General features: G+C 71.2%; 29 protein-coding genes and 1 tRNA gene. 6 read left to right on the forward strand and 24 right to left on the reverse strand.

Annotated elements, in window-relative coordinates; translation table 11 throughout:
• The 11 genes from OSR43_RS11535 to OSR43_RS11585 form a co-directional block, all read right to left on the reverse strand.
• Window positions 1-3,252, reverse strand: a complete 3,252-nt coding sequence (locus OSR43_RS11535; protein ID WP_302266700.1) for a LysM peptidoglycan-binding domain-containing protein — start codon at window positions 3,250-3,252, stop codon at window positions 1-3.
• Window positions 3,249-3,683 (reverse strand): TadE/TadG family type IV pilus assembly protein, encoded by a 435-nt coding sequence (locus tag OSR43_RS11540; RefSeq protein ID WP_302266701.1) that lies wholly within the window; start codon window positions 3,681-3,683, stop codon window positions 3,249-3,251. The genes OSR43_RS11535 and OSR43_RS11540 overlap by 4 nt, the downstream gene beginning before the upstream one ends.
• Window positions 3,683-4,138, reverse strand: a complete 456-nt coding sequence (locus OSR43_RS11545) for a TadE/TadG family type IV pilus assembly protein (protein WP_302266702.1) — start codon at window positions 4,136-4,138, stop codon at window positions 3,683-3,685. Before OSR43_RS11545 ends, OSR43_RS11540 begins: the two co-directional genes overlap by 1 nt.
• A complete protein-coding gene (locus OSR43_RS11550; protein ID WP_302266703.1) occupies window positions 4,138-4,488 on the reverse strand; it encodes a TadE family protein in 351 nt (116 codons plus the stop codon). Before OSR43_RS11550 ends, OSR43_RS11545 begins: the two co-directional genes overlap by 1 nt.
• A 52-nt stretch (window positions 4,489-4,540) precedes the next feature.
• Window positions 4,541-4,747, reverse strand: coding sequence for a hypothetical protein (locus OSR43_RS11555; RefSeq protein ID WP_302266704.1), 207 nt, complete (start codon window positions 4,745-4,747; stop codon window positions 4,541-4,543).
• 56 nt (window positions 4,748-4,803) lie between these two features.
• The gene (locus OSR43_RS11560) at window positions 4,804-5,721 is read right to left on the reverse strand and encodes a type II secretion system F family protein (protein ID WP_302266705.1); all 918 of its coding nucleotides are present in this window, start codon (window positions 5,719-5,721) and stop codon (window positions 4,804-4,806) included.
• Entirely contained in the window at window positions 5,718-6,647 is a 930-nt protein-coding gene (locus OSR43_RS11565; RefSeq protein ID WP_302266706.1) for a type II secretion system F family protein, read from the reverse strand. The genes OSR43_RS11560 and OSR43_RS11565 overlap by 4 nt, the downstream gene beginning before the upstream one ends.
• Window positions 6,644-8,374 carry a CpaF family protein gene (locus OSR43_RS11570; protein ID WP_302266707.1) on the reverse strand — a complete coding sequence of 577 codons (1,731 nt, stop codon included), beginning with the start codon at window positions 8,372-8,374 and terminating at the stop codon, window positions 6,644-6,646. The genes OSR43_RS11565 and OSR43_RS11570 overlap by 4 nt, the downstream gene beginning before the upstream one ends.
• Window positions 8,371-9,213 (reverse strand): hypothetical protein, encoded by an 843-nt coding sequence (locus OSR43_RS11575; RefSeq protein ID WP_302266708.1) that lies wholly within the window; start codon window positions 9,211-9,213, stop codon window positions 8,371-8,373. The genes OSR43_RS11570 and OSR43_RS11575 overlap by 4 nt, the downstream gene beginning before the upstream one ends.
• A 3-nt stretch (window positions 9,214-9,216) precedes the next feature.
• Window positions 9,217-9,897 (reverse strand): SAF domain-containing protein, encoded by a 681-nt coding sequence (locus tag OSR43_RS11580; protein WP_302266709.1) that lies wholly within the window; start codon window positions 9,895-9,897, stop codon window positions 9,217-9,219.
• A gap of 310 nt (window positions 9,898-10,207) precedes the next feature.
• Window positions 10,208-10,660 carry a helix-turn-helix transcriptional regulator gene (locus tag OSR43_RS11585; protein WP_302266710.1) on the reverse strand — a complete coding sequence of 151 codons (453 nt, stop codon included), beginning with the start codon at window positions 10,658-10,660 and terminating at the stop codon, window positions 10,208-10,210.
• A 340-nt stretch (window positions 10,661-11,000) separates the two neighbouring features.
• On the opposite strand from OSR43_RS11585, the gene OSR43_RS11590 reads away from it, so the two are divergent.
• Complete coding sequence (locus OSR43_RS11590; protein ID WP_302266711.1) at window positions 11,001-11,345, forward strand: hypothetical protein; 345 nt, start codon at window positions 11,001-11,003, stop codon at window positions 11,343-11,345.
• 504 nt (window positions 11,346-11,849) lie between these two features.
• The gene (locus OSR43_RS11595) at window positions 11,850-12,251 is read left to right on the forward strand and encodes a hypothetical protein (RefSeq protein ID WP_302266712.1); all 402 of its coding nucleotides are present in this window, start codon (window positions 11,850-11,852) and stop codon (window positions 12,249-12,251) included.
• A gap of 40 nt (window positions 12,252-12,291) precedes the next feature.
• On the opposite strand, the gene OSR43_RS11600 is transcribed toward OSR43_RS11595, so the two are convergent.
• Window positions 12,292-13,155: a hypothetical protein gene (locus tag OSR43_RS11600; RefSeq protein ID WP_302266713.1), complete on the reverse strand. Its 864-nt coding sequence runs from the start codon at window positions 13,153-13,155 to the stop codon at window positions 12,292-12,294.
• Between the two features lie 217 nt (window positions 13,156-13,372).
• Between OSR43_RS11600 and OSR43_RS11605 the strand changes: the two genes are divergently transcribed.
• From OSR43_RS11605 to OSR43_RS11615, 4 genes are all read left to right on the forward strand, one after another.
• Window positions 13,373-13,741 carry a hypothetical protein gene (locus tag OSR43_RS11605; RefSeq protein ID WP_302266714.1) on the forward strand — a complete coding sequence of 123 codons (369 nt, stop codon included), beginning with the start codon at window positions 13,373-13,375 and terminating at the stop codon, window positions 13,739-13,741.
• Between the two features lie 91 nt (window positions 13,742-13,832).
• Complete coding sequence (locus tag OSR43_RS11610; protein ID WP_302266715.1) at window positions 13,833-15,305, forward strand: hypothetical protein; 1,473 nt, start codon at window positions 13,833-13,835, stop codon at window positions 15,303-15,305.
• Window positions 15,306-15,536: 231 nt separating this feature from the next.
• Window positions 15,537-15,821: a helix-turn-helix transcriptional regulator gene (locus tag OSR43_RS21310; protein WP_367891528.1), complete on the forward strand. Its 285-nt coding sequence runs from the start codon at window positions 15,537-15,539 to the stop codon at window positions 15,819-15,821.
• 26 nt (window positions 15,822-15,847) lie between these two features.
• The gene (locus OSR43_RS11615) at window positions 15,848-17,026 is read left to right on the forward strand and encodes a site-specific integrase (RefSeq protein WP_302266716.1); all 1,179 of its coding nucleotides are present in this window, start codon (window positions 15,848-15,850) and stop codon (window positions 17,024-17,026) included.
• 156 nt (window positions 17,027-17,182) lie between these two features.
• Here OSR43_RS11615 and OSR43_RS11620 read toward each other — a convergent pair.
• The 12 genes from OSR43_RS11620 to OSR43_RS11675 form a co-directional block, all read right to left on the reverse strand.
• Window positions 17,183-17,256: transfer RNA gene (locus OSR43_RS11620), tRNA-Pro, on the reverse strand.
• A 117-nt stretch (window positions 17,257-17,373) separates the two neighbouring features.
• A complete protein-coding gene (gene der, locus OSR43_RS11625; RefSeq protein ID WP_302266717.1) occupies window positions 17,374-18,705 on the reverse strand; it encodes a ribosome biogenesis GTPase Der in 1,332 nt (443 codons plus the stop codon).
• A complete protein-coding gene (locus tag OSR43_RS11630; RefSeq protein WP_302266718.1) occupies window positions 18,702-19,469 on the reverse strand; it encodes a 1-acyl-sn-glycerol-3-phosphate acyltransferase in 768 nt (255 codons plus the stop codon). Before OSR43_RS11630 ends, der begins: the two co-directional genes overlap by 4 nt.
• The gene (gene cmk, locus OSR43_RS11635; protein WP_302266719.1) at window positions 19,466-20,173 is read right to left on the reverse strand and encodes a (d)CMP kinase; all 708 of its coding nucleotides are present in this window, start codon (window positions 20,171-20,173) and stop codon (window positions 19,466-19,468) included. The genes OSR43_RS11630 and cmk overlap by 4 nt, the downstream gene beginning before the upstream one ends.
• 11 nt (window positions 20,174-20,184) lie before the next feature.
• Window positions 20,185-21,285, reverse strand: coding sequence for a prephenate dehydrogenase (locus OSR43_RS11640; RefSeq protein ID WP_302266720.1), 1,101 nt, complete (start codon window positions 21,283-21,285; stop codon window positions 20,185-20,187).
• On the reverse strand, window positions 21,278-21,661 hold the full coding sequence (gene aroH, locus OSR43_RS11645) for a chorismate mutase (protein ID WP_302266721.1): 384 nt from the start codon (window positions 21,659-21,661) through the stop codon (window positions 21,278-21,280). Before aroH ends, OSR43_RS11640 begins: the two co-directional genes overlap by 8 nt.
• Before the next feature lie 113 nt (window positions 21,662-21,774).
• Window positions 21,775-22,695, reverse strand: a complete 921-nt coding sequence (locus OSR43_RS11650) for an AEC family transporter (protein WP_302266722.1) — start codon at window positions 22,693-22,695, stop codon at window positions 21,775-21,777.
• Window positions 22,696-22,760: 65 nt separating this feature from the next.
• Window positions 22,761-23,522: a pseudouridine synthase gene (locus OSR43_RS11655; protein WP_302266723.1), complete on the reverse strand. Its 762-nt coding sequence runs from the start codon at window positions 23,520-23,522 to the stop codon at window positions 22,761-22,763.
• Complete coding sequence (gene scpB / locus OSR43_RS11660; RefSeq protein WP_302266724.1) at window positions 23,519-24,256, reverse strand: SMC-Scp complex subunit ScpB; 738 nt, start codon at window positions 24,254-24,256, stop codon at window positions 23,519-23,521. Before scpB ends, OSR43_RS11655 begins: the two co-directional genes overlap by 4 nt.
• Window positions 24,249-25,115, reverse strand: a complete 867-nt coding sequence (locus tag OSR43_RS11665; RefSeq protein ID WP_302266725.1) for a ScpA family protein — start codon at window positions 25,113-25,115, stop codon at window positions 24,249-24,251. The genes scpB and OSR43_RS11665 overlap by 8 nt, the downstream gene beginning before the upstream one ends.
• A gap of 22 nt (window positions 25,116-25,137) precedes the next feature.
• Window positions 25,138-25,518 (reverse strand): hypothetical protein, encoded by a 381-nt coding sequence (locus OSR43_RS11670; protein WP_302266726.1) that lies wholly within the window; start codon window positions 25,516-25,518, stop codon window positions 25,138-25,140.
• The gene (locus OSR43_RS11675; protein WP_367891529.1) at window positions 25,503-26,318 is read right to left on the reverse strand and encodes a ParA family protein; all 816 of its coding nucleotides are present in this window, start codon (window positions 26,316-26,318) and stop codon (window positions 25,503-25,505) included. The genes OSR43_RS11670 and OSR43_RS11675 overlap by 16 nt, the downstream gene beginning before the upstream one ends.
• Between the last annotated feature and the right edge of the window lie 295 nt (window positions 26,319-26,613).

Consider the following 26,613-nt stretch of genomic DNA (forward strand, 5'->3'; position numbering starts at 1 on the left):
TCAGCTCGCGAGCCAGCCGTGTGTACGGATGATGGTCTTCGTGCGCTCCGACAATTCCATGGGTGCGTCGCCGTCGTCGGACCGGTTGCAGATCTCTTCGCGCAGGATCCGGTCGGCCTCGAGCTGGTCGCCCTCTGCCTTCATGACGTGGGCCAGGCACAGTCGGGTGCTCTCGCCGTCGGGGTCGGCGCGGTTGGCGACGTAGGCGGCGGAGCGGGCATTGATCAGGTCACCGGCCGCGAGCGCCTCGGTGACGACGATGAGGGCGACGTCCGCGATCCACCCGCCCGCCATGAGGTCGACGCGGTCAGGCTCGTTGGCGAGCCATGCCCACCCTTCCTCGCGCAGCTGACTGAACGGTTGGGCCTCCCCGACGAGCTCGAGCGCAGTGCAGAGGTCGGCGACACCCTCGGCGCCGCCTCGACTCTGCCCGCGCTTGCGGAGGCGGATGAACAGATCCAGGTCGACGAGCAGGCCGTCGTCGACCTGGTAGACGTTGACCCCGGTGAGCTTGGCGGCCGGTGCCTTGTCCGCGTAGGGCAGGTGGTCCTCGCCGGTTCGGGGGTTAGGACCGAGCCAGTCGCGGACGATGTTTGTGTAGTCGCGCACCTTGCCGTCGGAGATGGAGAACGCCTCGCGGATCTGCTCGCGGGTAGCGCCGTGCTTGCGGTGCAGGGCGAGGAACGAAAGGAGTTCGGTGAAGTAGGGCTTGCGCTTGGCGAGTGCCTTGCCGTGGGTGCGTGCGGTGACCGGGCCGAGCATGGTGAGGCGCGGGCGGTCGCAGTTGGACGAGAACCAGTCGGCGATGTCGTGGTCGAGGGTGGGGTCCTTCTCCTCGACCTCGGCGCGGACGTGGGCTGGCACCTTCGGCGCCAGCGCCTCGAGGTCCTCCTGCACGATCGCGCTCTCGCGGATGTACTCCTCGTCCTCGCCCTCGAGCAGGGAGGATAGGGGCTCGTCGACGGCTCCCTCGGGGGTGTTCCGGGGCAGGGTGTACTCGTGGCGCAGAGCTCCGGAGGAGTCGGTGTAGGCCTCCCAGCCGTCGGTGGCGGTCTCGTCCGCGGGCGTGTCGACGTACTCCGGGGTCTCGCTCTGGGCGTAGACCAGGGCGCAGCCGCGGGCCTCGTCGCTGGTGAGGCCGACGGCGATGAGGTTGAGGCCGACGTGCTCGAGGACGACGCGACCGGTCTTGGTCATGTGCAGCAGCGCGCCGGGCGTGTTCGGACGTTCGCCGGCAACGACGATGGAGATCGCGGACTGGCCGACGTGACCGTTGACCAGTTGCAGCAACTGCTCGAGATCGTCGGGGTCTCCGGCTGCGGCGTCGAGGAGCAGCATTCTGGCGGGCCAGGTGTCGTCGTCGACCCTGCCGGTGCGGGCCGTGGACACGTCAGTGTCGTGTCGCTTCGCCCGGTCGACCGCGGTCACCGCGGCGGCGAGGATCTCCGCGGTCGCCGGCGTCGCGGCCGCCCCGGTCGGGTAGTAGTGGATCCGCTCGTCCATGGCGACGATCTCCTCGGCCACGCCGATGCAGTCGACCTGGACGCGGCGCGACCAGGGGTTGACGGCCAGCTGAGCAGCGAGGTGGCGGGCGAAGTCGCGGCCGTAGGTGGGGTCGCCGCTGATGGTCAGCGTGGACAGCTCCTCGCAGTTCAGCAGCCAGGTCTCGCCGGTGTCGCTCATGCCGATGGTGGCCAGCAGCGGGTAGGGCGGCTCGACGTTGCCGGTGTCGGGGCCGAGGTCCTCCACCGCGGTGTCCGTGCTGACGTGCCAGTGGGTCTGGTCGGGGCTGCCCACCCAGGGACCCGGGACGGCGGCCGGGGCGCTCAGGTGCAGCGTCAGCTTGCCCTTCCCGAGCTCGACGGCCGCCAGCGGCGGCATCGTGGTGCCCTGGGCTCCGACCGCGGCCGCGAGACGCCGCAGGGCCTCGTCGGCGAACTCCACAGTGGCGGCCGCCGCGGCACCGGTCGCGTTCAGCGTCATCTCCACCGGCGCCAGCTCGGGCGGCGGGGCGGCGATCGCTCGACCCGGCGGCCGGTTCCGGTAGGCGGAGCGCCGACGAGACCGCAGAGCAATCAGCAGTGCCCCGGACAGCAGCACGCCCCCGCCGGTGAGACCGGCGAGGACCCAGGGCGCCTCGAGGATCGAGTCGACGGTGTCGTCGACGTGGTCGATGTCGGCGGCCGGCGCCGTCGGCTCCTCCGCCTGCGGGAGCTCGGGCGCGGCGGTCTCCGGGGCCTCGGTCTCGGGGACCGGCGGCGTCTCTTCGGCCGGCGGGTCGACCGGCTGCTGCTCGGTCTTGGGTTCGGCGGGGGTTTCGGGCTTGTCCTCGCGAGGTTGCGGCTGCTGCTGCCGGTCGTCGTGACCGGCCGGTGTTTGGGCTCCGGGGATGTTGAGCTTCCAGCCGACGTCGATCACGTCGGGGTCGGCGAGGTGGGCGCCGCCGGGCTGGGTGATGCCAATGGACGCGTTGTAGATCTCCGGCCACCGATCGGCGTCGCCGAGCTCGTCGTGGGCGATGTCGCTGAGTGTGTCGTTGGGCTGCACGGTGTAGGCGTGCCGGTTGGTGTTGTAGGGCGCTCCGTCGTCCGGGGCGGGCAGCTTGAGCACCCAGCCGGGCTCGAGGAAGCTGGGCCGGGAGCCGAGGAGCTCGCGGTTGAGCTCGGCGATCTCCTTATAGCGCGCGCCGTCACCGAAGTGGTCCTCAGCGATCGACCACAGGCTCTCCCCCGGCTTGACCGAGTGATTGACCGTCGCGCGCTCCTGCTTCGCCTCGACCTTCACGCCGTGCTGGGCGAGCGTCTGGTCGACGGTCCCGGCCCGGACATGGCCCACCGCCGCCGGCGCGGACGCGGCGGCCGGGCCGGCGTTGGCAGCCTGAGCGGCGATCGGCGCTGCGATGAACAGCAGGGCAGCGAGTCCGATCAGTCCGTGGGCCGCGGCCTGCGGGCGACCAAGACCCGGCAGCTTGGGCGCCTCGACCCTGCGGAGCCGGGCGATGGTCTCCACAACCAGGCTGAGGGTCATGAAGGCCCACGCGGCCCAGCCGATCACCTTGAACAGGCCCAGGATCAGGGTGCCGTCGTCGGGTGCGAGGAGTGAGTCCTTAACGCTCTCCCAGCTCGGCGCCTGGTCGGGGATCGGGTTGGCTCCGATCGCGAGGAAGAGGGCCGGCAGGCCGATGATGATGCCGAGGACGGCGACCATGGCGAGGAGCCCGGTCAGCCGCTGGCGCAGGGTGGGCGTAGTCATCGTTCGATGCCTCCTTGGGCGCGGATGAGCCGTGCAGACGCCTCCCCGGTGACCCTCATCGAGTCCAGCCCGACGATCCCGAGGAACTTGCTGTCGTAGGTGTCGGTGGTGCGCACGATCAGGGTGTCGCCGTTCACGACGGTGACGCTGCCCTCCACGCCGGCGGCGTTGAGGTAGCCCTGCGCGGCGGACTTGGCGGCGTTGATGTCGACGCGGAGCTCCTCGCCGCGGAGGGCGGTCGAGCCCTGGACCCCCTGGGCGCCGGTGCGGGCGGCCTGGGCCGCGGCACTGCGGGCCTGCTGCTGGGCGTGCACCTTGCCGCCGAGGTCGACGGTCATCCCGACCAAGATGATCATCACCAGTGACGCGGTGGTGAACCAGACGCTGATGGCGCCGCGCTCGTCGCGCTGTCGCCGAATCTGGTGCCTCATCATCGGCGCTCCCGGTATGCGTCGACGGGGCTGCTCGCGGTTGCGGTGATCGTGCGGGTGCCGGGTACGCCCGGGATGCTCAGGTCCGACAGGTTGACCGTGCAGGTCACCGTGACGTTCACCTGGGCGGTGTTCCCGATCGGTGCGTTGAACGCCGCAGCGTTGACCGTGATGTTCGTGCTCGTGCAGTTCACGTCCTGGTCGTGCAGGCTGCTTGCGGCCGAGGACCTGCCTGCGGCGATCGCCTCGCTCTGGGTTCGCTCGATCGAGGCTGCCCGTGCTGCCTCGTACGCGGCTGCTTCCACGGACTGTTTGGCGATCTCGACGCGGCCGCCGAGGATGATCATCGCCACGAACAGCCCGAAGGCCGGGACGCCGATCGCGGCCTCGATGGCCACCGTCCCGCGCTCGTCCCGGCTGCGGTTGAAGGCGCGTGCCCAGATGCTCTGCCCCATCATTCGGTGAGCCTCTCGACCGGGACGCTGGCGTTCTGGCTGACGGTCACGTGCCAGCCGGGGATCACGCTCATGGACTTGCCGGTGACGGTGATCGTGGCCGTTGTCGTGGTCCGTGCCCCGGAGACGCTGGTCGACGTCATCACGTCGGATCCGCCGGCGTCCTGGAGGAAGCCGTTCGCGGTCGCCACTCCGGACTCACGGCTGCCGTTCTCGCTGCCCGCTTCGCGTGCGCCCTCCTGCGCGGCCGCGAGCGCTACTTCGCGGGCGTGGTAATACAGCGCGCCCTGGACACCGAGGAACATCACCGCGAAGAGCGCCGGCATCAGGAAGACCATCTGGATGGCCACTGAACCGCGCTCGTCCCGACGTCGGCGGCGAGAGCTGGAGAACATGGACGACCTACTTGATCTTTCCGGCCTCGCTGGTCACGAACGCCCTGATCGCGGCGACGACGATGCCGACGATGAAAATGACCGCGCCGGCCCAGATGACCTGCTCGATCGTGACCGAGCCGCGCTCGTCGGGTCGGTGCTTGACGATGCGGTCCTCCATGCTGGCGATCACGGCGAGGGCAGTCACCTGGAGGGTGATGAAGAGCTTCAACATCGGGGTGTTCCTTTCTGGGTGGTGGAGTTCGTGGTGTCCCGGGATTGACGTCGGTGTTAGGTCGCGAATCGGAGCATCGACGGGGTGACGAGGATCGCCATGAAGACGATGCCGAGCAGGCTGGCGGGGATGTACATGCGCTCGGAGACGGCGTTGGCCTTCCCGAGTTCGGCGCTGAGCATCGCCGAGCGGAGTGCGGCGGCGCGGGCGCGGAGGTTGTTGTAGATCTGGGCGCCGTCCTGGCCGGACTGCTGCATGATGTCGGCGAGGTCGTCGAGCTCGGGGACGCCGAGGTCATCGGCGAGGCCGTGCAGGGAGTCCCAGGGGGCGCGGGTCATGTAGCGGGCGCGGCGCAGCTCGCTCTCGATCCGCTTGAACACCCAGGTGTCGCCGACCTCGGCCGCGGAGCGCAGCGCCTGCTGGCCGCTGGAGCCGTCGCGGACTCCGGTGGCGACCATGTCGATGTAGGCGCCCAGGGCTCGGTTGAACTCGATGCGGGCCTTCTTGGCGTCGTCAGTGGCATTGTAGTTGGGCATGAACCAGAACAGTGCGGCGAGCCCGAGCGACCCGAAGGTGGGGATCGCGAACGGGAGCGGGAGCCCGATCAGCGCGAAGAACGCCGCGAACAGCGGCGGCATCGCCAGGCCGAGCAGCGCCCAGACGACCTTCTCGCCGTAGAACCTGGTCTCGCTGATCTGGAGGATGGCCAGGTCCTTGCGCGGCGTGTGTGCCCACGCTCCCCCGGGCAGGTTCTTGATCGCCCACACGCCGATCCGGTCGACGAGCGATCCGGATTCGGTGCTCTCCTCGACGTCGAGCGGGCCGGCTCTGCGGCGGGGCACGACGTGGCCGGGCGAGAGCCGGTCCAAGGCGTCGGCGAGGTCGGGGTCCGACGGAACCAGGCGCCACACGAGCAGGGCAACAGCGAGCCCGAGGAGGGTGCCGCTGGCGAGCGCGAGCTGGAGGCCCGTCATGCGAGTGCTCCTTCCTTCTCCCCGCGCGCCGCCCGGTGCGCCGCTCGGTGCGCGTCGCGAGCCTGGAGGTCGAGGAAGCGCGGGAGCGGCTTGGCTACCGCCATCCGGCGCATCCACAGCAGCGTGGCCACGTAGGCGGTCAGCAGGACGGCAAGGATGACCTGGCCGAGCGGGCTGCCGTACGGCTCGATGTAGTCGCCGGTGAGGGCGAGCATGCCCAGGACGCCGAGGGTGATCACGGTGACCGTGCGGGCGGTGGTGCGCGGCTTGGCCTGGTCGGCGGCGATCTGGCGGCGGGCGCGCACGTCGGCCGCGACGGTCTCGGCGAGGGCGTCCAGCGCCTTGGCCAGGCCGGCCTGCCCGCGACCGCTGGCGGCGAGGATTAGCTGGCTGGCCACCACGTCGCCGGTGGAGTCGTTGAGGTCCTCAGCGAAGGCGCGCAGCACGTCCTCGGTGGTGGCGGTGTTGTTCCAGAGCCGAGAGACCATCAGGCCGACCTCGCGCTCGATGGGCGCCGGCACCGACTGCAGCGACTTGATGAGAGCCGAGCGCAGCGACTGTCCGGCCGTGAGCTTGCCGGACAGTGACCGGGTCCACTCCTCGAGCGCCTCGAGCTTCTCGACGCTCGCGGCCGCCGGCGGGGGCGTGAGCAGCAGCGGGATACCGACGAACGCGGCCGGGACCAGCACGATCGCGATCACCCAGCCGGTCAGCAACGCGACCAGGAGGCCGGCGACAGCGCCGCCGATGACCAGCATCCGGGTGCGCGGGTTGAGCCGGGCGAACCAGCCACCCGCCCGGCCGAACGGGGTGAGGGTCCGGGCGGGCCGCGGCGGCTTCGGAGGTGCGGGGATCAGCGCGTAGACCATGCCGATCAGGCCGATGACGATGAGCGCCCCGAAGACGGCGGGTAGGAAGACGGTCATGAGATCGCCATCCCCGGGTCTGCCCCCTCATTTGCGACGGACTCGGCCTTGTACGCCTCGAGGGCGAACCCGTGGCGGGCGAGCTCCTGGGCGAGGAAGTTGTCGAGCTTCCCGGTGGCGACGGCCTGGCCGAGCTGGTTCGGGGCGAAGATCGGGGTGGTCGCATACCCGCGGGCCGCGTCGATGCTGGGCTGGACGACCAGGACTTCCTCGACCCAGCGCTGCTTGCGGAAGGTGCCGTCGCCGGCTTGATCCTGAGCGGGGACGACTTCGGAGCGCAGGTACATCACGATGTCGATGGCAGCGGCGAGCTTGCTGATCGCGAGCTCGCGGGTGACCTGCGGGCCCTTCTCCATGGCACAGGAGACGAGCTTCTCGATGGTGTGCTCGGCACTGCGGGCGTGGGTGGTGCTGATCGACCCCGGGCCGGACTCCATGGCCTTGAGCATGTTCCAGACCTCCGGACCGCGGACCTCGCCGACGATCTGGCGGGCGAGATTGAACCGGAAGGAGTGGTGGATGGCCTCCTCGAGGCTGAACTCACCGGCCTGGCGGCCGTCGATGCCCACCTCGCCGGATCCGGGCCGGTGCTCCCAGGCGTGGACGATCTTGTGCCGGTCGACCAGCTCGTGCAGGTGCAGCTCGAACTCGGTCTCGAAGGTGCCGATCATCTCCCAGGGCGGGATGCACGAGCACAGGGCGCGGACCCAGGTGGTCTTACCCGAGCCCTGGACTCCGGAGACGACGATGCTCTTGCCGGCGCGGACGCAGGCGGCAAGGAAGTCGGCCAGGACCGCGCCGCACGCCTTGCGGTCGTAGACCATCTCGTCCATCGACACCTCACGCATCCCGTGCCGGCGGATCACCACCGAGGTGTAGGCCATCACCCAGGAGCCGGCCGCGAGCCGGGCGCCGCCGGGCAGGCGCAGATCCAGGTGCGGACGCGCTTCGGTGAAGGGCCGGTTCTGCCGGGAGCCGAGGTCGGCGAGGAACTCGCGCAGCTCGTCCTCGGAGTCGGCGACCGGGGCGGCCTCGACCAGGGTGCCGTCGACGAGCTCTAGCCACACGGCGCATTCGGGGCCACGGGCGATGACGATGATGTTCTCCACGTCCTCGCGCTCGACCAGTGGCTGCAGCCGGCCCAGACCGAACAGCGCGGCCTTGAGCGCGGCCTTGAGCGCGTTCTCCTGCTGGCGGCTCCACGGCGGACGGCCGGTCGAGACGAGGGTCTCGGCCTCGGACTTGATGAACTCCTCGATGACGTCAAGGCCCATCTGTTCGCGGTCCTCGTCGGTGACCCGGCCGCCTTCCTTGTCCAGCCGGGCGGTCAGCCGGGAGGAAATCTCGGCCCGGTACTGGGCGATGAGCTCCCAGTCCAGCTCGACCTCCCCGACGTCTGCGCCGTCGTAGTAGTCGGTGGCGGCGCTCGCGTGCGGCTGGTCGTCAGGGTTGGCGACGAGCGGGCGCAGCGTGAAGTCCGAGCGGGTGCGGCCCGGCGGCTGGTCCTCGCTGGTCCAGGCGCCGGCGAAGATCGGCAGCGACGTCGGGTCGTGGTCCTCGCTGGTCGGCACCGGCGGCGGGGGTGGCTGCGTGGCCGGCGGGTTGCCGTTGGTGCCGCGGCCGCGTGCGAACGGGGAGCGCGGGCCGCGGTCTGCGTGTCGCGCCGCGAGCCATTCGTCGGCGCGGAGCGGCTCGCGGTCTCCGGGCTGGTGTCCGTTGGTGGTCATGCGCGGCCTCCGGTCGGGTGGGCGAGGGCGGCCTGGTTGGAGGTGAGGACGGAGTGGATCAAGGACGCTCCGGTGCGGTAGCTGCGCACCATGTCGGAGGAGTCGAACTTGCGGGGCTTGCGGGCGCCGTGGGAGTAGACCTCCGCGGCCTCGGGATCCCAGCCCACCGACGCTGCGACGGAGATCTGGAGCGCCTTGGCGATGTGGCGCGGCGTGTAGGGACGCACCCGCGGGACGCCCGTGGGCATCGTCGGCCACCGACGGTCCTCGTCGACGACGAGGAGGCCGAGTCGCGAGAGGCCACCGACGGTGGCGAACTGGTCGCGCAGCGACTTGGCCCACGAGCGTGCACCGGCCAGCGCGGGCAGTGAGCTGCGGGTGACCAGCAGGGTCAGGTCGGAGGCAGCGACGAGCGGCTGGGGCCAGCCCGCGAGACCGAGCCGGCCGGCGTCGACGATGACGTCCTGCCCGTTGCGGTCCATCGCGCGCAGCTGCTCGGCGAGCGGCTCCCATAGCGGCAGCAGGCTCGGGGCCTGCTGGTGGGCGCGGATGCCAGGCAGGAACCAGGGCGCCCGCTCGGCCGGGGCCTCGGGGTTCAGCAACAGTGTCTCGCGTGGAAGGGCTGCAGCCAGTGTCCCCTCGCGCAGCGCGAGGGCGAGGTTAATCAGCCCGCCAGTGGGTTCCTGGGTGCCGTGGAAGTAGCCGGCGAAGACCGAGGAGGAGCCGGTCGGGTCGGCGTCGACCAGAAGCACGGGACGGTGCCAGTTGAGGGTGAGCCCCAGCGCCGTGGTGGAGACGCCGGGCGAACCGCTGGCTGAAGCCAGGACGATCAGCGCCATCGCTCAGCGCTCCCGAGTGTCCAGGACCAGTGCGACCCGCCCGGTCGCTGCGCGGGCGGCCAGGTCGGCGGCGTCGCCTTCGGGGACAGAGACGTCGACCACGGTCTCGCCGGCCTCCTGCACGCGGCTAACAGCAACGACGACTGCCTCGACCGTGACCGGGTCCTCGTTAGTGATCTCGCCCTGGTCGCCGGGCGTCGTGACGATCCGGACGACGTCACCGGAGTACAGGGGCTCGGACGGCATCTGCGCCGGGGTCAGGCTGATGCCCACCAGGGACTCCCCCTCCCCCGGCACCAGGCTGTCGGTGACGGCCTCCTCGGTGAGCAGGGTGCCGGCCCACAGGTCGACGGCGGCGCGGCTGCCCTCGAGCTCGGCCCCCTGGCTCCCGGCGACCGGGCTCAGTGCCGGGTCGACGCTCACCCGCACCACCGAGAGGTCACCGGCCTCGATCGTCTCGCCGCGCTTGATGTCACGGCTGACAACCAGGACCTCTTGGGTGTCGTTGACCGCGGTGAACGCGAACGCGGTTCCCAGGGCGCCGGCGGCGACAAGGGCAGCACAAAGTGCGAAAACCCACGGCCTGCGGCGCCGCTTGAGCCGTGGACTGTTGTTGAGATTAGGCGCAGGTCGACTGGCGGAGGGCGCCTCGCCCGGCGCACTTTGAGCGGTGTTCAGCGACATGGATCCCGAGTCCTCTCGTGTCTCGATCACCTACGTGTCAAGACGGGCTCTCGGCGATCACCACGAGCCTCACTCGATACCACCACACTAGTGCATTTCTATCGAGCGGCTCGGTTTCCACAGGTGACCGATTCCGAGATGACATCGCCCAGTCCTGACCGGAAGGGTTGCGCAGCTCATTCCCCCGATGGAATTAGCGTCAACGCCTCCGAATGATCCGGAGTCCATGGGACCACAGATTGTCCGCTTCTTCCGGAATCAGTTACTCGCCTGTGGATAGCGTCGAAACCCGGCTGCAGTTGCGCACTCGTCATCCCGATGTGTCTCCGCGCCGCTGGCGCTGTCGCTGGGACTCACGGAAAGCCGCGACCACCGCATCGACGGCCACCCCGTAGGCGCGGGCGAGCGCTTCAAGCGACTCAGGTGCAGGGAGTCGGGCCCACCGCCCCTGCTCCCAGGTGTAGTAGGTCGGGACGGCTACTTTCACGGCCATCGCGAGCTTCGGCGCGGTGAGCCCTGCCTGCAGGCGCAGCGCCCTGAGGTCGGGGACCTCACCGTCGAGGTGGATCAGACGCAGCGTCGGGATGTCGAGGGCCTTGGCGAGTCTGACCAGGAAGTCGGGGCGCGGAGATGACGTGCCCAACTCCCAGCGAGAGATGCGCTCACCCCCAGCCGCTCCCACCAAGCGCGCCAACTCATGCTGAGTCAACCCCGCTTCCTCGCGAGCAGCCCTCAACGCGTCGGGGTCGATTCCGGAGGCCATCGCCGACGAACACTAGCGGTACCGATCGCCTGCGGGATCGGTCAGTCTGGGTCGCCCCGGACCGACGACGTGAGCCGCGGAGCCCGTCCGTCTCTCAGTGAGTGCGCCGCTGGCCACGCGGACACTCCTCGCCGCTCGGCGAATGACTTTGGGCACGAAGTCGCGCCCAGCCTCGGTGTCACCCTCGGTGGCGTTGCCCCCGCTGGCCGCCCGGCGCAAGCCCCGTACAGGGCCGCGAGTTCTCCCGCGCGATAGCCGGCGGATTCTCCTGGTGTCGCAGATCGGGCTGATCGCTTACCAACCTCCTTCGCACCTAGGTGACCAGAAAGCGAGGTGGACCATGAGCATTCCCCCAGCCGAGAACCCGGTCCCCGGTCTCGTCACCTTCACCGCCCGCGGAGACGCCGCCCTCGATCGTCTGGCCGAGGCCTTGGTCGCCGAGTGTGACGGCTCGCCAGGGGGCATCGCCGACATCCTCGAGCGGGTCCTGGAGGTCGGCGTCGAGGACCTGGCCGATTGCCTGAGTGAGACGACCCATCCGCACGGCGATCGATCTGGCCGCGGCGTCGACGAGATCGGTTCCGCAGGCGAGTACCCCGACCATGCCGCCCGTCGTCGACTCGCAGCGCGCACGCCAGGCGCAGCCAGCAGGCCTGGGACACGCAGCTCCAACGTCAGTCGCTGACCCGGATCGGCGACATACACTTCGTTACACAAGCCCGCTGGTGCTACAACCGCGGCGTCGACAAACGCGTCCTCGGCTCAGGGAGCAGCTGCTCAAAGCGGCGGTCGACCGGGAGAAGCGCGACTGGGACCGCGACCACCAGGTGACTCCCCCGCCGCCCGCGGCGTGCCTGCCCTGCGCCGTGGTGGTCAGGGGTGCCCCACCCACGCCGACCGGCGCTGTCGTACCTGCGATGGCCAACTGCACCCCCGCGTCGTCGAAGAGGGCTTCGACACCCATCCGTGCTGCGACCGCACGAGCGGGACCGGTTTCGACGCAGTCCTCGAGCACACGACACAAGTGCTGGGGCATACTGCCGGCCCAGCCGGCCTGAGCACCGGCACGGCCCTGCGAGTTTCCAGTCAAGTCGGGCCCGCGGTGATCGCCCGGAGCCTGGATCCGCACATAGGTGACCAGGAGGACCGGTGCAGCCCATGCCGGTCCACGGGACCCATGGGAGTTCACATGAGTGACGCCGCTCGCGAGGGAGCCGCGCTCGAGGAAGAGGCGCGACAGCGCGCCGAGGAGATCAGCGCCAGCGAGGAAGCACCCGCGCAGGCCGCGGCCGCCGACACCGGCCCCTCCCCCGACGCCGAGATCGCACAGGTCCACCGGTCCGGCCGCCAGCACGACCACACCGACACCGCCGCCTACCAGCGGCCCCAGCCCGGCCGCCACCGCGGCCCGCGCCGACAGGGTGCCGCGATGGCTACCGCACTCGCACCGACCACCGGACCTTCGACCGTCCGCTGGGTCGACTGCTCGCACAAGCTCGGTTCGCTGCCGTGCATGAACCACAAGCCGCACGAGGGCGACGGCCGCGGCTGCGTGCATCACTCCACGTCCGGCTTCGCCGACGACCAGTAGCCCACTGCCCGGCTGCCGCGAGACCTGCCAGCGAACAGCCTCAGCCGCGCACCAAGTGCAGCCGCGGCCGCTGAGACTGCACGGCCGCCTCCAGCTGCCGCATCCGCTCGAGCGTCATCGGGTGCCCGAAGCGCCGCAGCAGGCCTGCCAGCACGGGACCGAGACCGAGCGCGAGCACGAACCGGTCTGCCTCGGCCTCGACGCGGAGCTCGATACGCCGGCCTGCTGCCGGCACCAGGTAGGTCAGCGCGATGACAGCGCCGCCGAGAAGCCCGGGAGCAGCACGCCCCTCGGCGACCGACTGCACCACGCAGATAACCCCCACGACGCCCCGCAGCGTCCAGGCCAGCCGCATGAACGGAAGCCAGACGAACGGCCGGCCCACGCCGCGGAACGTCGCCACCATTACCCGCCACGGCGTCGTCGCCGCAAGCACGGCCAGCTCCAGCCTCGGCCGGAGCGCCTGACGTCGGCCGACAGCATGAGCCACCGCGGCGGCCGCCTCCGCGGCAGTCACGCCGCCGCGGTACGTCGCCTCGACCAGCCCAGGACTAACCACCGCGATGCGCGGGCCCATCGCCACCGCCACCGGGGTGCTCGGCCGCTGCACACGGCGTACGAACAGCGCGCCGACGTCGACGCCGCGGCCACCCAACTCGGCCAGCACCGGCGTCAGCACGCCGTACTCAGCCTCGGTCGCCGGCCGCGACCTAGTCAGCGCGGCGATCGCCGGCTCCTGCAGCTGCCCCAGCGCGAGCGCGACCAGCACACCGCCCGCAGCCATGAACACCACCAGGCCAAGTGCCGGCGGGAGCAGGGCGCACACCACCACCGTGAGGACGAAGCTCACCAGCAGTGCCGGCCCAAGCGTCACCACCCTCAGCACGGTCATCGGGAACCTCATCTCGACCCTCCTCCATCTTTCAGCACTAGTGCCGATCTCTTGACCTTGCTCGCGGTGATCGTCCGACACCCGCCGGACGACATAGGCGAACGAGACCAGTTTGTGCCCAGGTGCCGACAGCACCCCGAGTTATCCACAGCCCGCCGCTCGGCGCAGCGGGCCGCGACCGGGACGTGGGTTCATCGGCCAGACCGACCTCCAACCGAAAGGAACGCCCGTGGACACCCTCAACGCTGACGGCACCTGGGACCGCCTCGGCTCGATAGCCCAGCTGCTGCACCAGGCCACTACCCAGGTGTGGACCGACCTCGCCGCGGCCGCCGCCGACTCCCCGCTCCACGACCTCGGGCTGGGTGTCTACCTCGCCCACTCCCGGGCCAGCGCCCTGCTGCCCGACGACTACGAGCTGCCCGAGGTCGTCGACCTGCTCGCCGACCTCGAGGAGCGCACCCCGCTGCAGCTGCTCACCGAAGCTGAGGAGCTGACCCGCCCACTGCCGCTGCACCAGCCGGACCTCGTCCACGGCTCGCAGCTGGTCGTCGACTTGTGCGACCTCATCCGGGAAGCCCGCGGCCTTGGCTACTGACCTGCGCCCGGCGTACGCCGACATCGACCAGGAGCTCTTCGACGTCGACCAGATCCCGATGACCTCGCGCGACGTGCGCAGCGTCGGCGAGATGCTCTTCGACGTCGACTACCTGGCCCGCCAGCTGCTCATGGACGTAGGAGGCGACGACGCCGGCACGCTGCTGCGCAGCTGGCCGACGATGGTCGCGGCCGCCGAGGACCTGTGGGCATCCCTCCCTGGCCGGCGACCTGGCGTCGACGAGCGCGACCGCCCCATCACCAGCCTCTCCGCCCAGGCCGCCACCATCGAGTCCAGCCTGTCCGGCCGGAAAGCCTGGCCAGGTCAGGGGCCGACCAACCCCCGCGTTGACCACATGACCCAGACCCTCCTCACCGCCGCCGCCCTGGTCCGCCGCTACGGCGCCGAGATCCCGCACGAGCAGACCGAGGCCCACCGCGACCTCGACGCAGCGCGCACCAGGATCATGCACGGCCTCTACCTCACCGCCCACGCCGCCAACGTCGCCCTGCACGACAACGGCCGCGACCGCGTCACCGACGCCCGCGAATCAGGCCGCCGCGTCCAGCTGGCCCAGCACCACTCCCCCTACGCGGTGGCACCCACCGGGGTCTGGGTCGACCGGATGTCCGCGTGCGAGAACACCGCCCGCAGCTACCTGACAGACCGGTTCCCCCACGCTCTCGCCGGCGAGGCCATCCGCCCTGTCGACGACCCCGGCCGACTGGCGCAGGCGCTGGCCAACTGGGACATCCAGTCTCACCGCGCCCTGGCCCGCCACCTCGCGCCGGCCAACGTCCTGCTCATCACCCGCACAGAAGGGCTAATCGCCGGCGCCAGCATGGTCCTCGTCAACTCGGCCGCCACCGCCGGCGTCCTCGAGTTCTCGGAGCGGCTGGTGCCCGCGATCGCCGACGCAGGCCGCTCCTGGAGCAACCTGGCCAGCCGCTGGGGCGACCTGGTTCCCCCGGCCGCCCACCTCGACGAGCCTTTGGCTCGCGCGGCCGCAGAGGTCCGAGCCGCCTATCGCCACATCACCCACGACACCGCCACCCTGGCGACACCAGAGGCCATCGCCGTCTGCCCCGAACTCCCCCAGGCCACCATGGCAAGCCTCCGCGCGATCGAGGCCGGCTCCGAGCTCGCGCACGTCATCGCCGAGAAGGCCGACACCCCCAACCTGACCGGCCCAGCGCGTGCCCTGTCCCGCCGAGCGCACAACGACGTCGAGTCCGGGCTGGCCAGCCCGCCGACCGAGGGCGACGTTGTATGGGTCTCCCCCGCCGACATCCTCGCCCGACGCGTCGTCACGGTGCCCCAGCCGGTCGCGGATGCCTTGCGTTCCGTGAGTACGGCAACCGCATCCGCAGCGTCTGTTGCCGCCACCACGGCGATGCTCGCGCGCTCGAACGACAACAGCCACCTTCCCCCTCGGCCCAACGAGGCAGACACCGCCCACCAAGGCGGCCACGGCGTCACGACATCTTCGCCGAACCACGGCAAGCCATTCGGAGAGCCCCCGGGTGGCATTGATCGCCCAGCGCCTGTCGGACCACTTAGGTGAACGTCAGACGTCACGTGGACTGAGACCACCGAGACCCCAGCAATCCGAAGGAGACACGAGATGACAACGGCAGAGGAAGTACTCAACGTCGGCGGTCACCGACCGCCGCCGGCTCCGGAGAGCGAACGCGGTTCTGAGGACACCATGACGAGCATGAGCGAACGTGCCACGCCGGCGACCGACGGGGCCGGTCCGGCAGAACGCGTCCGGTTCGCCCTCACCCCGGCCACCATGAATATCGATCAAGCGGCCGCCTACATCGGAATCGCAAAGTCGACGCTCTACACGTGGCGCACCCGACGCCCGGGGTTCGGACCACGCGCAGTGAAGGTAGGCAGCGCACTGCGATACCGCCGTTCAGATCTCGATTCGTGGATCGAGGATCATGCCGAGACCCCCGACTTCGAAACCGAGGAGAGCATCGCAAGCGATAATCGAGGCCCTGGGGCCGACCAAGTGACGACGTCCGGGCGGCAAAGCTCCATGTCGCGACGGACGCGTCCACGACATCGGTAAAGCACAGACGTCAGTAAGGAACGCCCATGGCTCGCCCCCCGCTGCCCATCGGGACATTCGGGACCATCACGACAAACGAGGTGCGTCCCGGCGTCTACCGCGCAAGAACGCGCTTCCGCGACTTCGACGGCGTCACGCGCGAAGTCAAGGGCACCGGTCGAAGTACCGCCGCAGCAGTGCGAGAACTCAAAGCCAAGATCGCCGATCGAAACGCGCCAACGGGTGACCTCATCGGCCCCGACATGCGGATCAGCAAGGTTGCCGAGATCTGGCTCTCGCTATATCGCGCCGAACAGCGCTCCGAAGCAACCACCGCGAACGAGTATCAACGCATCATCGACAACGTCATCAATCCGGCCATTGGCAGCATTCGCCTGCGCGAGGCGACAGCTGGGCGCCTGGAGCGGCTCATCAGATCTCAGGACTCCCACAGCCGCCGCAAGAAGACCAAGACGGTCCTCAAGATGATGTTCGACGTCGCAGTCATCGACGATGCGCTTCCGGCCAACCCGGTTTCCTCCACGTCCCGACTGCGGGGCCAAAAGAAGGAGGTCCAAGCGCTCTCCGTGGACGATCTCAATGCGGTCCGCTCCGCTGTCGACGCCTGGATGACCAAGAAGCGGCCAGGTCCGAAGCCGAACCAGGACATGCCAGACATCGTCGACATGCTGCTCGCCACAGGGTGCCGGATCGGGGAAGTACTCGCGATCCGATGGACAGACATCGACTTGAAGGCCACCCCGCCGACGGTGTCCATCACCGGCACCATCAAGACGGAGACGGGTAAGGGCACCTATCGGAAACTCAAGCCGAAGTCGGACGCGTCGAAGCGCACCATCGCGCTACCACCATTTGCCGTCGACGTTCTGATGACACGCCGACTGGAGCAACGACCCAACCACTACAACGCGGTCTTCGCCACGCGCAACGGCACCTGGCACCAGGTCGGCAACATCGAGCGGAGGTGGCGCACGATCCGCGAAGACACCGGCTTCGACTGGGTGACGCCACACACCTTCCGCAAGACCGTGGCGACCTTGATCAACCGCCTGGTCGACTCCGACACCGCAGCCCGCGTCCTCGGTCACTCCTCAGATGCGATCACCAAGGAGTTCTACATCGAGAAGGACCGGACCACACCCGACGTGACGCACATCCTGCAATCCTTCGCCGGCCGGGCCACAGCGACCGCATCGGACGACTGACTCCGGCTGTTTCGGGTGCCGGCCTGACGTCGGGCTGCCACGCAAGCTGGGTCATCAGCGCGAGTTTTCGGGACATAAACGCGACATAAGACGATCCAGTTCAAAAAGCTAGCGGCCCCTGATCTGCGTTTCCGCAGGTCAGGGGCCGCTTCTCGGTCGGGCTGACAGGATTTGAACCTGCGACCCCTTGACCCCCAGTCAAGTGCGCTACCAAGCTGCGCCACAGCCCGAGTGCCCGCCTGAGCGGGCGCGTGAACACTACCGCAGCCCTCGGCCAGGACCGGAATCCGGGGTCGTGTGCCCGAGGACGCGGCGAGACGCGTCGTGGGGCACACGACCCGGGGAGGTCAGCGCTTGCGCTTCTCCCGCGGCCGCTGCTGCAGCACGATCGGGGTGCCGACGAAGCCGAACTCCTCGCGCAGCCGGCGCTCGACGTACCGCTCGTAGGAGGCCTCGAGCTTGCCGCTGGTGAACAGGATGAATGTCGGCGGCGCGACCGAGGCCTGGGTGCCGAAGAGGATCTTCGGCTGCTTGCCACCGCGCACCGGGTGCGGGTGCTCGGCCACGAGCCGACCGAGGAAGGTGTTGAGCGCACCGGTGCCGATGCGCGTCTCCCAGCCCTCGAGCGCCTTGTCGAGCGCGGGCACGAGCCGGTCGACGTGCCACCCGGTGCGGGCGGTCACGTTGATCCGCGGCGCCCACTGCACCTGCACGAGCTCGCGCTCGATCTCTCGATCGAGGTAGTAGCGACGCTCCTCGTCGACGAGGTCCCACTTGTTGAACGCGATGACCAGCGCGCGGCCGGCCTCGCGGACGGTCTGCAGGATCCGGACGTCCTGCTCCGAGATCGACTGGGAGCCGTCGAGGACCAGCACGGCGACCTCGGCGCGGTCGATGGCGGTGCTGGTGCGCAGCGAGGCGTAGTACTCGTGCCCCGAGGCCTCCTTGACGCGCTTGCGGATGCCGGCGGTGTCGATGAAGCGCCACTCGCGCCCGCCGAGCTCGATCAGCTCGTCGACGGGGTCGACGGTGGTGCCTGCGACGTTGTCGACGACGACCCGCTCCTCGCCCGCGAGGCGGTTGAGGAGCGAGGACTTGCCGACGTTCGGCTTGCCCACGATCGCGATCCGGCGCGGGCCGCCGACCTCGGGCTCGCGCTCCGGCGGCGCCTCGGGCAGGGCCGCGAGGACGGCGTCGAGCAGGTCGCCGGACCCGCGGCCGTGCAGGGCTGAGACCGGGTACGGCTCACCGAGGCCGAGGTTCCACAGACCGAACGCCTCGGCCTCGGTGCGGGCGTCGTCGACCTTGTTCGCGGCCAGCACGACCGGGCGACCGGACTTGCGCAGGATGCGGACGACGGCCTCGTCGGCGTCGGTGATGCCGACGGTGGCGTCGACCACGAACAGCACGGCGTCGGCCAGGCTGACCGCGACCTCCGCCTGCGCGGCGATCGAGTGGGCGAGCCCCCGAGCGTCGGGGTCCCACCCGCCGGTGTCGACGACGGTGAACGCGCGGCCGGCCCAGTTGGCGTCGTACGGCACGCGGTCGCGGGTGACGCCGGGGACGTCCTCCACGACGGCCTCGCGTCGGCCGATGATGCGGTTGACCAGCGTCGACTTGCCGACGTTGGGGCGGCCGACGACGGCCAGGACGGGGACGGGTCCGAGGACCTCGGTCATGGTGCTCCTTGCTCGGTGACCCCGGTGGCGGGGTCGGGTTCGACATCGGTGGCTGGCAACGGACCCGGCAGCTCCAGCCCGGTCGACCTGCGTGCGTGGTCCAGGTGGACCAACATGTGCTCCCTCAACAACAACGAGGCGTGCTCGACCTGTTCCCGGGTGCGGGGCCACGGTACGGCGCCGACGTGCCACGGCGCACCGAAGCAGACGGCCATGGCGGTCCCGCGCGGCGGCAGCTGGCCCATGTGGGCCCCCGGCGCACGGGTGCCGAGGAAGGTCACGGGCACCACGGGAGCGCCCGTCACCAGGGCGAAGTACGCCGCGCCGCGGTGGAAGCGGCCGAGGTCACCGCCGCCGCGGGCGCCCTCGGGGAAGATGCCGACCGCTCCCCCGTCGCGCAGCACGCGCAGGCACACCTTCACGGCGTACGGGTCGGGGTTGAACCGGTCCAGCGGCACCTGGCCGGAGGCGAGCAGGAAGCGGCCGAGGGCGCCGCGGAACATCTCGAGCTTGGTCAGCGCGTGCACCGGGCGCGGGGCGAACATCGCCAGGAACGGCCCGTCGGCCACGCCGAGGTGGTTGGCGGCGAAGATCACCGGGCCGGAGGCGGGGACCTGGTCGCTGCCCAGGACGCGCACGTCGTACCGCCGTCGGACCAGCCCGCGCGCGACCGGGCGCAGCGGGTGGAGGAGGTAGCGCGGGGGGAAGCGGACCTGGTCGCTGCGCGGCCGCTCCCGGTGGACGGCCGGCGCCGCCGGGGTCACGTCCCGACCCGGTCGACCATGCCCACCACCAGCTCGATCACCTCGTCGAGGGTGTAGCCGGTGGTGTCGACGTGGACGGCGCCGTCGGCCATCACCAGCGGCGCGGTGGCGCGGCCGGAGTCGATGGCGTCGCGCGAGAGCAGGAGCTGCTCGGTGGTCGCGATGTCGGCGGCGCCCTGCTCGGCGGCGCGACGGGTGGCGCGGGCGGCGGCGTCCGCGGTGAGGTACAGCTTGACCGGGGCGTCCGGCACGACGACCGAGCCGATGTCGCGCCCCTCGACGACGATCCCGGTCGGGTCGACGTCGGCGCCGATGATGTCGCGCTGGAGCCGCAGCAGCCGGGCCCGGACCTCCGGGACGGTGCTGACCGGCGAGACGGAGCCGGTGACTTCGTCGGTGCGGATCGCGGCGGCCACGTCGGTGCCGTCGACGGTGATGGTCGGTCCGGCGGGGTCGGTGCCCGAGACGATGACCGGCTCGTCGGCCCGCGCCGCGACCGCGGCGGGGTCGTGGACGTCGACGCCGTGCTCGAGCATCCACCAGGTCATCGCCCGGAACATCGCCCCGGTGTCGAGGTAGCGCAGGCCGAGGCGGGTCGCGACGCCGCGGCAGGTGCTGGACTTGCCGGAGCCGGAGGTGCCGTCGACGGCGACGACGAGCCTGTCGGGGAACAGGTCGGAACGGTCCGCGGCAGTGCTGGTCACGGACGCGCAGCCTACCGGTGGGTGGACCAGGCCCGTGATTCCAACGAGGTCACCAGGTGCTCGGCGCGCGACTCCTCGACCAGCAGCTCGACCAGACCCACCGGTCGGCCGGGGTCGTGGTCGATGCGGACGTCCTCGATGTTGACCTCGCTGGCGACCGCGTCGGCGAAGAGCCGGGCGAGCTCGCCGGGGTGGTCGGGGACCGAGACCCAGACCGACGCCATCGGCCGGGCCGGCCCGCCGTGCTTGGCGGGGATCACCCGGGTGCCCTGCACGCCGTGCGCGAGCACCTCCTCGAGCGCACCCCGGTCGCCGCGTCCCACGGCGTCGCGGACCCGGTCGAGGTCGGCCCGCACCTCGTCGAGCAGCGCCACGACGGCGTCGGCGTTGGCGCTGACGATCTGGCCGTAGAGCCGGGGGTCGCCCGCGGCGACGCGGGTCACGTCCCGGACGCCCTGGCCGGAGAGCGCGAGGTGGTTCTCGGGTCCGGCGGCGAGCCGCGCGGCCACGAGCGCGGACAGCAGGTGGGGCACGTGGGAGGTGCGTGCCACGGCACGGTCGTGCTCGGCGGGCGTCAGCCAGACGGGTACGCCGCCGGCGAGCCGCACCAGCGCCTCGACCGTCTCGACCGCAGCGGGTGCGGAGCCGGCGTGCGGCGTGATCGCCCACGGGCGGCCGTCGAAGAGCGACGCGGAGCCGGCCAGCGGGCCGGACCGCTCGCTGCCCGCCATCGGGTGGCTGCCGACGTACCGCGCGGCACCGGGGTGGTCCGCGACCGCCGCGAGCGGGACGCTCTTGACGCTGCCCACGTCGGTGACGACCGCGTCGGTGCCCTCGGTGGCGTCGAGGGCGGCCGCGATCACCTCGCCGAGGTGGTCCGGCGGGACCGCCACGACCACGAGCGCCGGGCGGTCGCCGACCGCGCGCGGGCGGCCGGCGCCCAGGCCGGAGGCCGTGCGGACGTTCTCCCCCGCGGTGTCGGTCAGCAGCACCTCGAGGCCGGCGCGGCGGCAGGCCAGGCCGATGGACGTGCCCAGCAGCCCGGCACCGACGACCTCGACCGGCCCGGCGATCCCACTCGTCCCGGTGCTCCCGGGCAGCGGCTCAGGCATCCGGCAGGTCGCGGGTGCGGGTCAGGTCGCGCCGCAGCGCTGCGGCGCCGTGCAGGTAGACGTGGGTGACGTCGGCCCGCGGGAGGTCGGTCTCCACGTGCGCCATCATCCGGACCACGCGCGGCATCGAGCGCTCGATCTCCAGCTCGCGGGCGCAGATCAGCGGGACCTCGCCGAAGCCGAGCTGGCGGGCGGCGTACGCCGGGAACTCCGAGACCAGGTCGGAGGTCGCGGTGAAGATCACCGAGATCACGTCGTCGACGACCAGCCCGTTGGCCTCCATGACGTCGGTGACCATCTCCGCGACCCGCTCGAGCATGTGGTCGCGTGAGTCCTCCTCGAGCTGGGTCGCTCCCCGGATCGCCCGCACCGCCACGTCTCGCTCTCCTTCTCGCCCGCACTCGCCTGGTCCCTCACCGACCGGGTCAGGCTATCGGCCGCCCGCCGTCCCGCCGCCGGGTGGCTCGACGCGTGGCCACCGCGACCCGGTCAGGCCACGAGGGCGGTGATCAGGACGACGGCGGGCACCGACAGCAGGGTGCTGACGAAGATCGCGTCGCGGGCGAGGATCGGCTCGCGCTCGTACCGGGAGGCGATCACGAAGACGTTCTGCGCGGTCGGCAGCGCCGCGAGGACGGTGACCGCGAGCAGCCCCGCCGAGGACAGGTCCAGCGCGTAGCGGCCGAGGACGTAGGCGAGGACCGGCTGGAGCACGAGCTTCAGGCCGACCACCCCGGCCAGCTCGACCGGCGGCACTCCTCTGCCCGGCAGCGGTCCCAGGCGGAGGCTGATGCCGTAGGCGAGCAGCATCGAGGGCACGGCCATCCCGCCCACCAGGGCCAGCGGGTCGTGCACGGCCGCGGGCAGCTGCTGCCCGGTCAGCGCGAAGCCGAGGCCGAGGGCGGAGCCGACGGTGATCGGGTTCGTCACCGGCCGCGCGAGGATGCGCCGTACCGACAGCCGGGTCTCGCTGCGGTCCACGTCGAGCAGCGTCAGCGCCAGCGGCTGCAGCACGAGGAGCTGGAGGAGGAGCGTCGGGGCCACCAGGGCCGGGTCGCCCAGGACGTACGCCGCGATCGGCAGGCCGAGGTTGCCGGCGTTGACGTACGCCGCGCACAGCGCCCCCACGACGGTCGCGCCCAGCGGCCGACGGCGCAGCGCCGCGAGCGCGACGTACGCGAGGCCGGTGAGCAGCACCGCGCCCGTGGTCGCCACGAGGGCCCCGGAGAAGAGCGCCCCGAGGTCGCTGTCCTCGAGCACGGTGACCAGCAGGGCCGGGCTCGCGACGTAGAACGCCAGGGTCGAGAGCGTGCGCTGCCCGGCCGCGTCGATGACCCGCAGGTGGGCGAGGAGCACCCCGAGGGCGATGAGGGAGGCGATCGTCGCGTACCCCGCGAACACCCCTCCCACCGGCCGAACACTAGGTGGCGCGCCGGCACCGCCGGGCACCGCCCTCCGTCGCCGGCGGCCGCCGGTCAGAGCTTCGCGGAGTCCAGCAGCTCGCCGAGCTCGTCGTGGGTCAGGTCGCGCAGCTCGCCGGGGGCCAGGCCCTTGAGCTGCACCGGGCCGATCGCGGTCCGGGTCAGCCGCCGCACCGGGTGCCCGACGTGGTCGAGCAGCCGGCGCACGATCCGGTTGCGGCCCTCGTGGATGACCAGCTCGACGATCGACCGGTCCTTGTACGTCTCGACGACCCGGACCTTCTTCACCGTCACCGGGCCGTCCTCGAGGGTCACGCCCTCGAGCAGGGCCTTGGTCGTGCGGCGGAACACCTCGCCCTCGACCTCCGCGACGTAGGTCTTGTCGACCTCGTAGGAGGGGTGGGCCATCCGCTGGGCGAAGTCACCGTCGTTGGTCAGCAGGATCAGACCGGAGGTGTCGGTGTCGAGGCGACCCACGTGGAAGAGCCGCTCGGGCCGGTCGTCGACGAGGTCCTGCAAGGTGCGGCGTCCCTCGGGGTCGGACATCGTCGAGACGACGCCGCGCGGCTTGTTCAGCACGAGGTAGACGTGCGCCGAGACCGGCGGCAGTCGCTTGCCCTCGACACGGATCACCGCGGTGCGCGGGTCGACCTTGGTGCCGAGCCGGGTCACGACCTCCCCGTCGACCTCGACCGCACCCTCGAGCATCAATTCCTCGCAGCGCCGCCGCGAGGCGACGCCGGACTGCGCCAGCAGCTTCTGCAGCCGGACCAGCCCGTCCTCGTCGGTCTGGATCTCCCTGCCTCCGGTGCTCATGCGGGCTCGGTCCCTCCGTCGGGCTCGGTGCCCGGCCCCGTCTCCGGGGCCGGCTCGGGAAGGTGCTCGGGCTCGTGCTCGGGCTCGGTCGGGGGCTCGGGCGCCGGGGCGCTCATCTCGGACAGCTCGTCCTCCAGGTCGTCCATGTCGGGCAGGTACGGCGCCAGCTCGGGCAGGTCGTCCAGCGAGGTGACGCCGATCCGCTCGAGGAAGTAGGCGGTGGTGCGGTACAGGTTCGCACCGGTCTCGGGGTCCTGTCCGGCCTCCTCGACCAGGCCGCGGCTGAGCAGGGTGCGCATCACACCGTCGACGTTCACGCCGCGGATGGCCGAGACCCGCGCCCGGGACACCGGCTGCTTGTAGGCGACCACCGCGAGGGTCTCGAGCGCCGCCTGGGTGAGCCGGGCCTGCTGGCCCTCGAGCACGAAGCGCTCGACCACCCCGGCGAACGCCTCGCGGGTGTAGAACCGCCATCCCCCGGCGACGTTGCGCAGCTCGAAGCCGCGCTGCTGCTCGTCGTACTCCGCGGCGAGCTGCGCGAGCGCGGCCGTCACGTCGGGCGCGGGGTGGCCGGCGGCCGCCGCCAACGTGGGCACGTCGAGCGGCTGGTCGGCGACCATCAGCACCGCCTCGAGCGCCGGGCGCAGGTCGACGAGCGGCACCTCCAGCGTCTCGGCGCCGGTCCCGTCACCGGTCCCGGCCTCGGGGCCGTGGTCCGTGCTGGCCTCACTCATCCGAACCGGCCTCCTCGTCTGCGGGCGGGTGTTCCGCCGGCGGCGCACCCTCGAACTCGTCGCGGACCAGGTCGTCGACGTCCGCGTCGTCCTCCCCGGTCCACCGCACGGTCAGCTCGCCGAGCGGGGTGACCTGGTCGAAGGCGACCGCTCCCTCCCGGAACAGCTCGAGCAGCGACAGGAACCGCGCCACCGTGGTGAGCGTGTCGGGGCTGTCGCCGCACAGGGTGCGGAAGGTCATCGTGCCGGTACGCCGCAGCCGGTCCACCACCAGGGCCGCCTGCTCGCGCACGCTCACCCGAGGGGCGTGGATGTGCTGCAGGCTCACCTCGGGCGGGCCCGGCTTCGGCGCGAGCGCCTTGGCGGCCAGCGCGGCGAACTGCTCGAGCCCGATGCCGATGAGCACCTCGGGCAGCAGCGTGGCGTACCGCTCCTCCAGCCCCACGGCCCGCGGGTGGCGCCGCGACTCCCCCGCCAGGCGGGTCTCGAGGACGGCGGCGACCTGCTTGAAGGCCTTGTACTGCAGCAGCCGGGCGAAGAGGAGGTCGCGCGCCTCCAGCAGCGCGAGGTCCTCCTCGTCCTCGACGTCGCCCTGGGGCAGCAGGCGGGCCGCCTTGAGGTCGAGCAGCGTCGCGGCGACCAGCAGGAAGGACGTGGTCTGCTCGAGGTCCCAGACGCTGCCGCCGGCCTTGACGTGGGCGATGAACTCGTCGGTGACCTTCGACAGCGCGACCTCGGTGACGTCGAGCTTGTGCTTGGCGATGAGGCTGAGCAGGAGGTCGAAGGGCCCGTCGAAGTTGTCCAGGTGCAGCTCGAAGCCGGCCGTGGACGCGGTCTCCTCCCGCTCGACGGCCGTCATCCCCGGGTCATCCCCCGGCCCGTCACTCGCTCAGCCGGCGGACCAGCGCGCTGTCCTCGCCGTGGGCCTCGTAGTCGGCCAGCACCAGCGCGACCGCCTCCCGGACCAGCCGGCCCCGGTCGACCGCGAGCCCCTGGGCACGGCGCAGCGAGAGCCGGGCGTGCTCGATCTCGAGCAGCTCCTCGGAGGTGACGTAGACCGTCATCTTCTCGTCGTGGCGGACCCGGCCGCTGGGCTTCTTGGCCGGCTTCGCCGGGCCGTCCTCGCGCTGCGCCGGGGCGTCGGAGGGCTCCTCGGGCCGGTCGGGGACGGCGCGGACCGCCTTGCGCGCGGGCTCCTCGTCGGGGACCGCGGTCGGGCGGAACAGGTCGTCGGCCGAGGGCAGGCTCACTCGGCGGGCCACCGCGCGATCACCTCCCGGGCGAGCTGGCGGTAGGAGTCGGCACCGGCCGAGCTCGAGGCGTACGTCGTGATCGGCTCGCCCGCGACGGTCGAGTCGGAGAACTTCACGGTGCGGCGGATGACGGTGTGGAAGACCTTCTCGCCCCAGGCCTGGACCAGCCGCTCCATCACCTCGCGGGAGTGCAGCGTGCGGCCGTCGAACATGGTGCCGAGCACGCCGTCGATCTCCAGGCCGGGGTTGAGCCGCTCGCGGACCTTGTCGATGGTGGTCTTCAGCAGGGCGACGCCGCGCAGCGCGAAGTACTCGCACTCCAGCGGCACGATCACGCCGTGGCTCGCGGTCAGCGCGTTGACCGTGAGCAGGCCCAGCGAGGGCTGGCAGTCGATGAGGATGACGTCGTACTCCGCGAGCGCCGGCGCCAGCACCCGCTGCAGCGTCTGCTCACGGGCGACCTCGTGGACCAGCTGGACCTCGGCGGCCGAGAGGTCGATGTTCGAGGGCAGCAGGTCCATCCCGGGCACGCCGGAGGGCACGACGACGTCCTCGAGCGTGACGTCGCGCTCCATGAGCAGGTTGTAGACCGTCAGATCCATCTCGTGCGGGTTGAGGCCCAGCCCGACCGAGAGCGAGCCCTGCGGGTCGAAGTCGACGAGGAGGACCTTGCGGCCGTACTCCACCAGCGAGGCGCCGAGGTTGATGGTCGTCGTGGTCTTGCCGACGCCACCCTTCTGGTTGCACATCGAGATCACGCGGGCGTGGCCGTGCTCGGCCACCGGCTGGGGGTCCGGGAACACCGGCATCGGGCGCCCGGTGGGGCCGAGCGCCGGCCCGTCGCCAGCCGCCCCCCGCGCCTGGCGGGCGGGGACGACGGGACGTTCGAACGGGAGCGGCTCGGTCACGCGGGAATCGTCCTCCACGGGGGTCGCGGGTCGCGCGGGCGGGGTGGGGGTGCGGATCAGGGGCGGCATCTCGGGTGCACCGGAACCGGCGTGGAACCCACCATCGCTCATCAGCTGCTCCTGATTCCCGACCCACGCCGCTGCCGGCGGGGTCGTTTGTCGACATCACGACTTGTGACCGTCCCGCGCACCCTAG

It is taken from the genome of Nocardioides sp. Arc9.136 (assembly GCF_030506255.1).
GTDB lineage: Bacteria > Actinomycetota > Actinomycetes > Propionibacteriales > Nocardioidaceae > Nocardioides.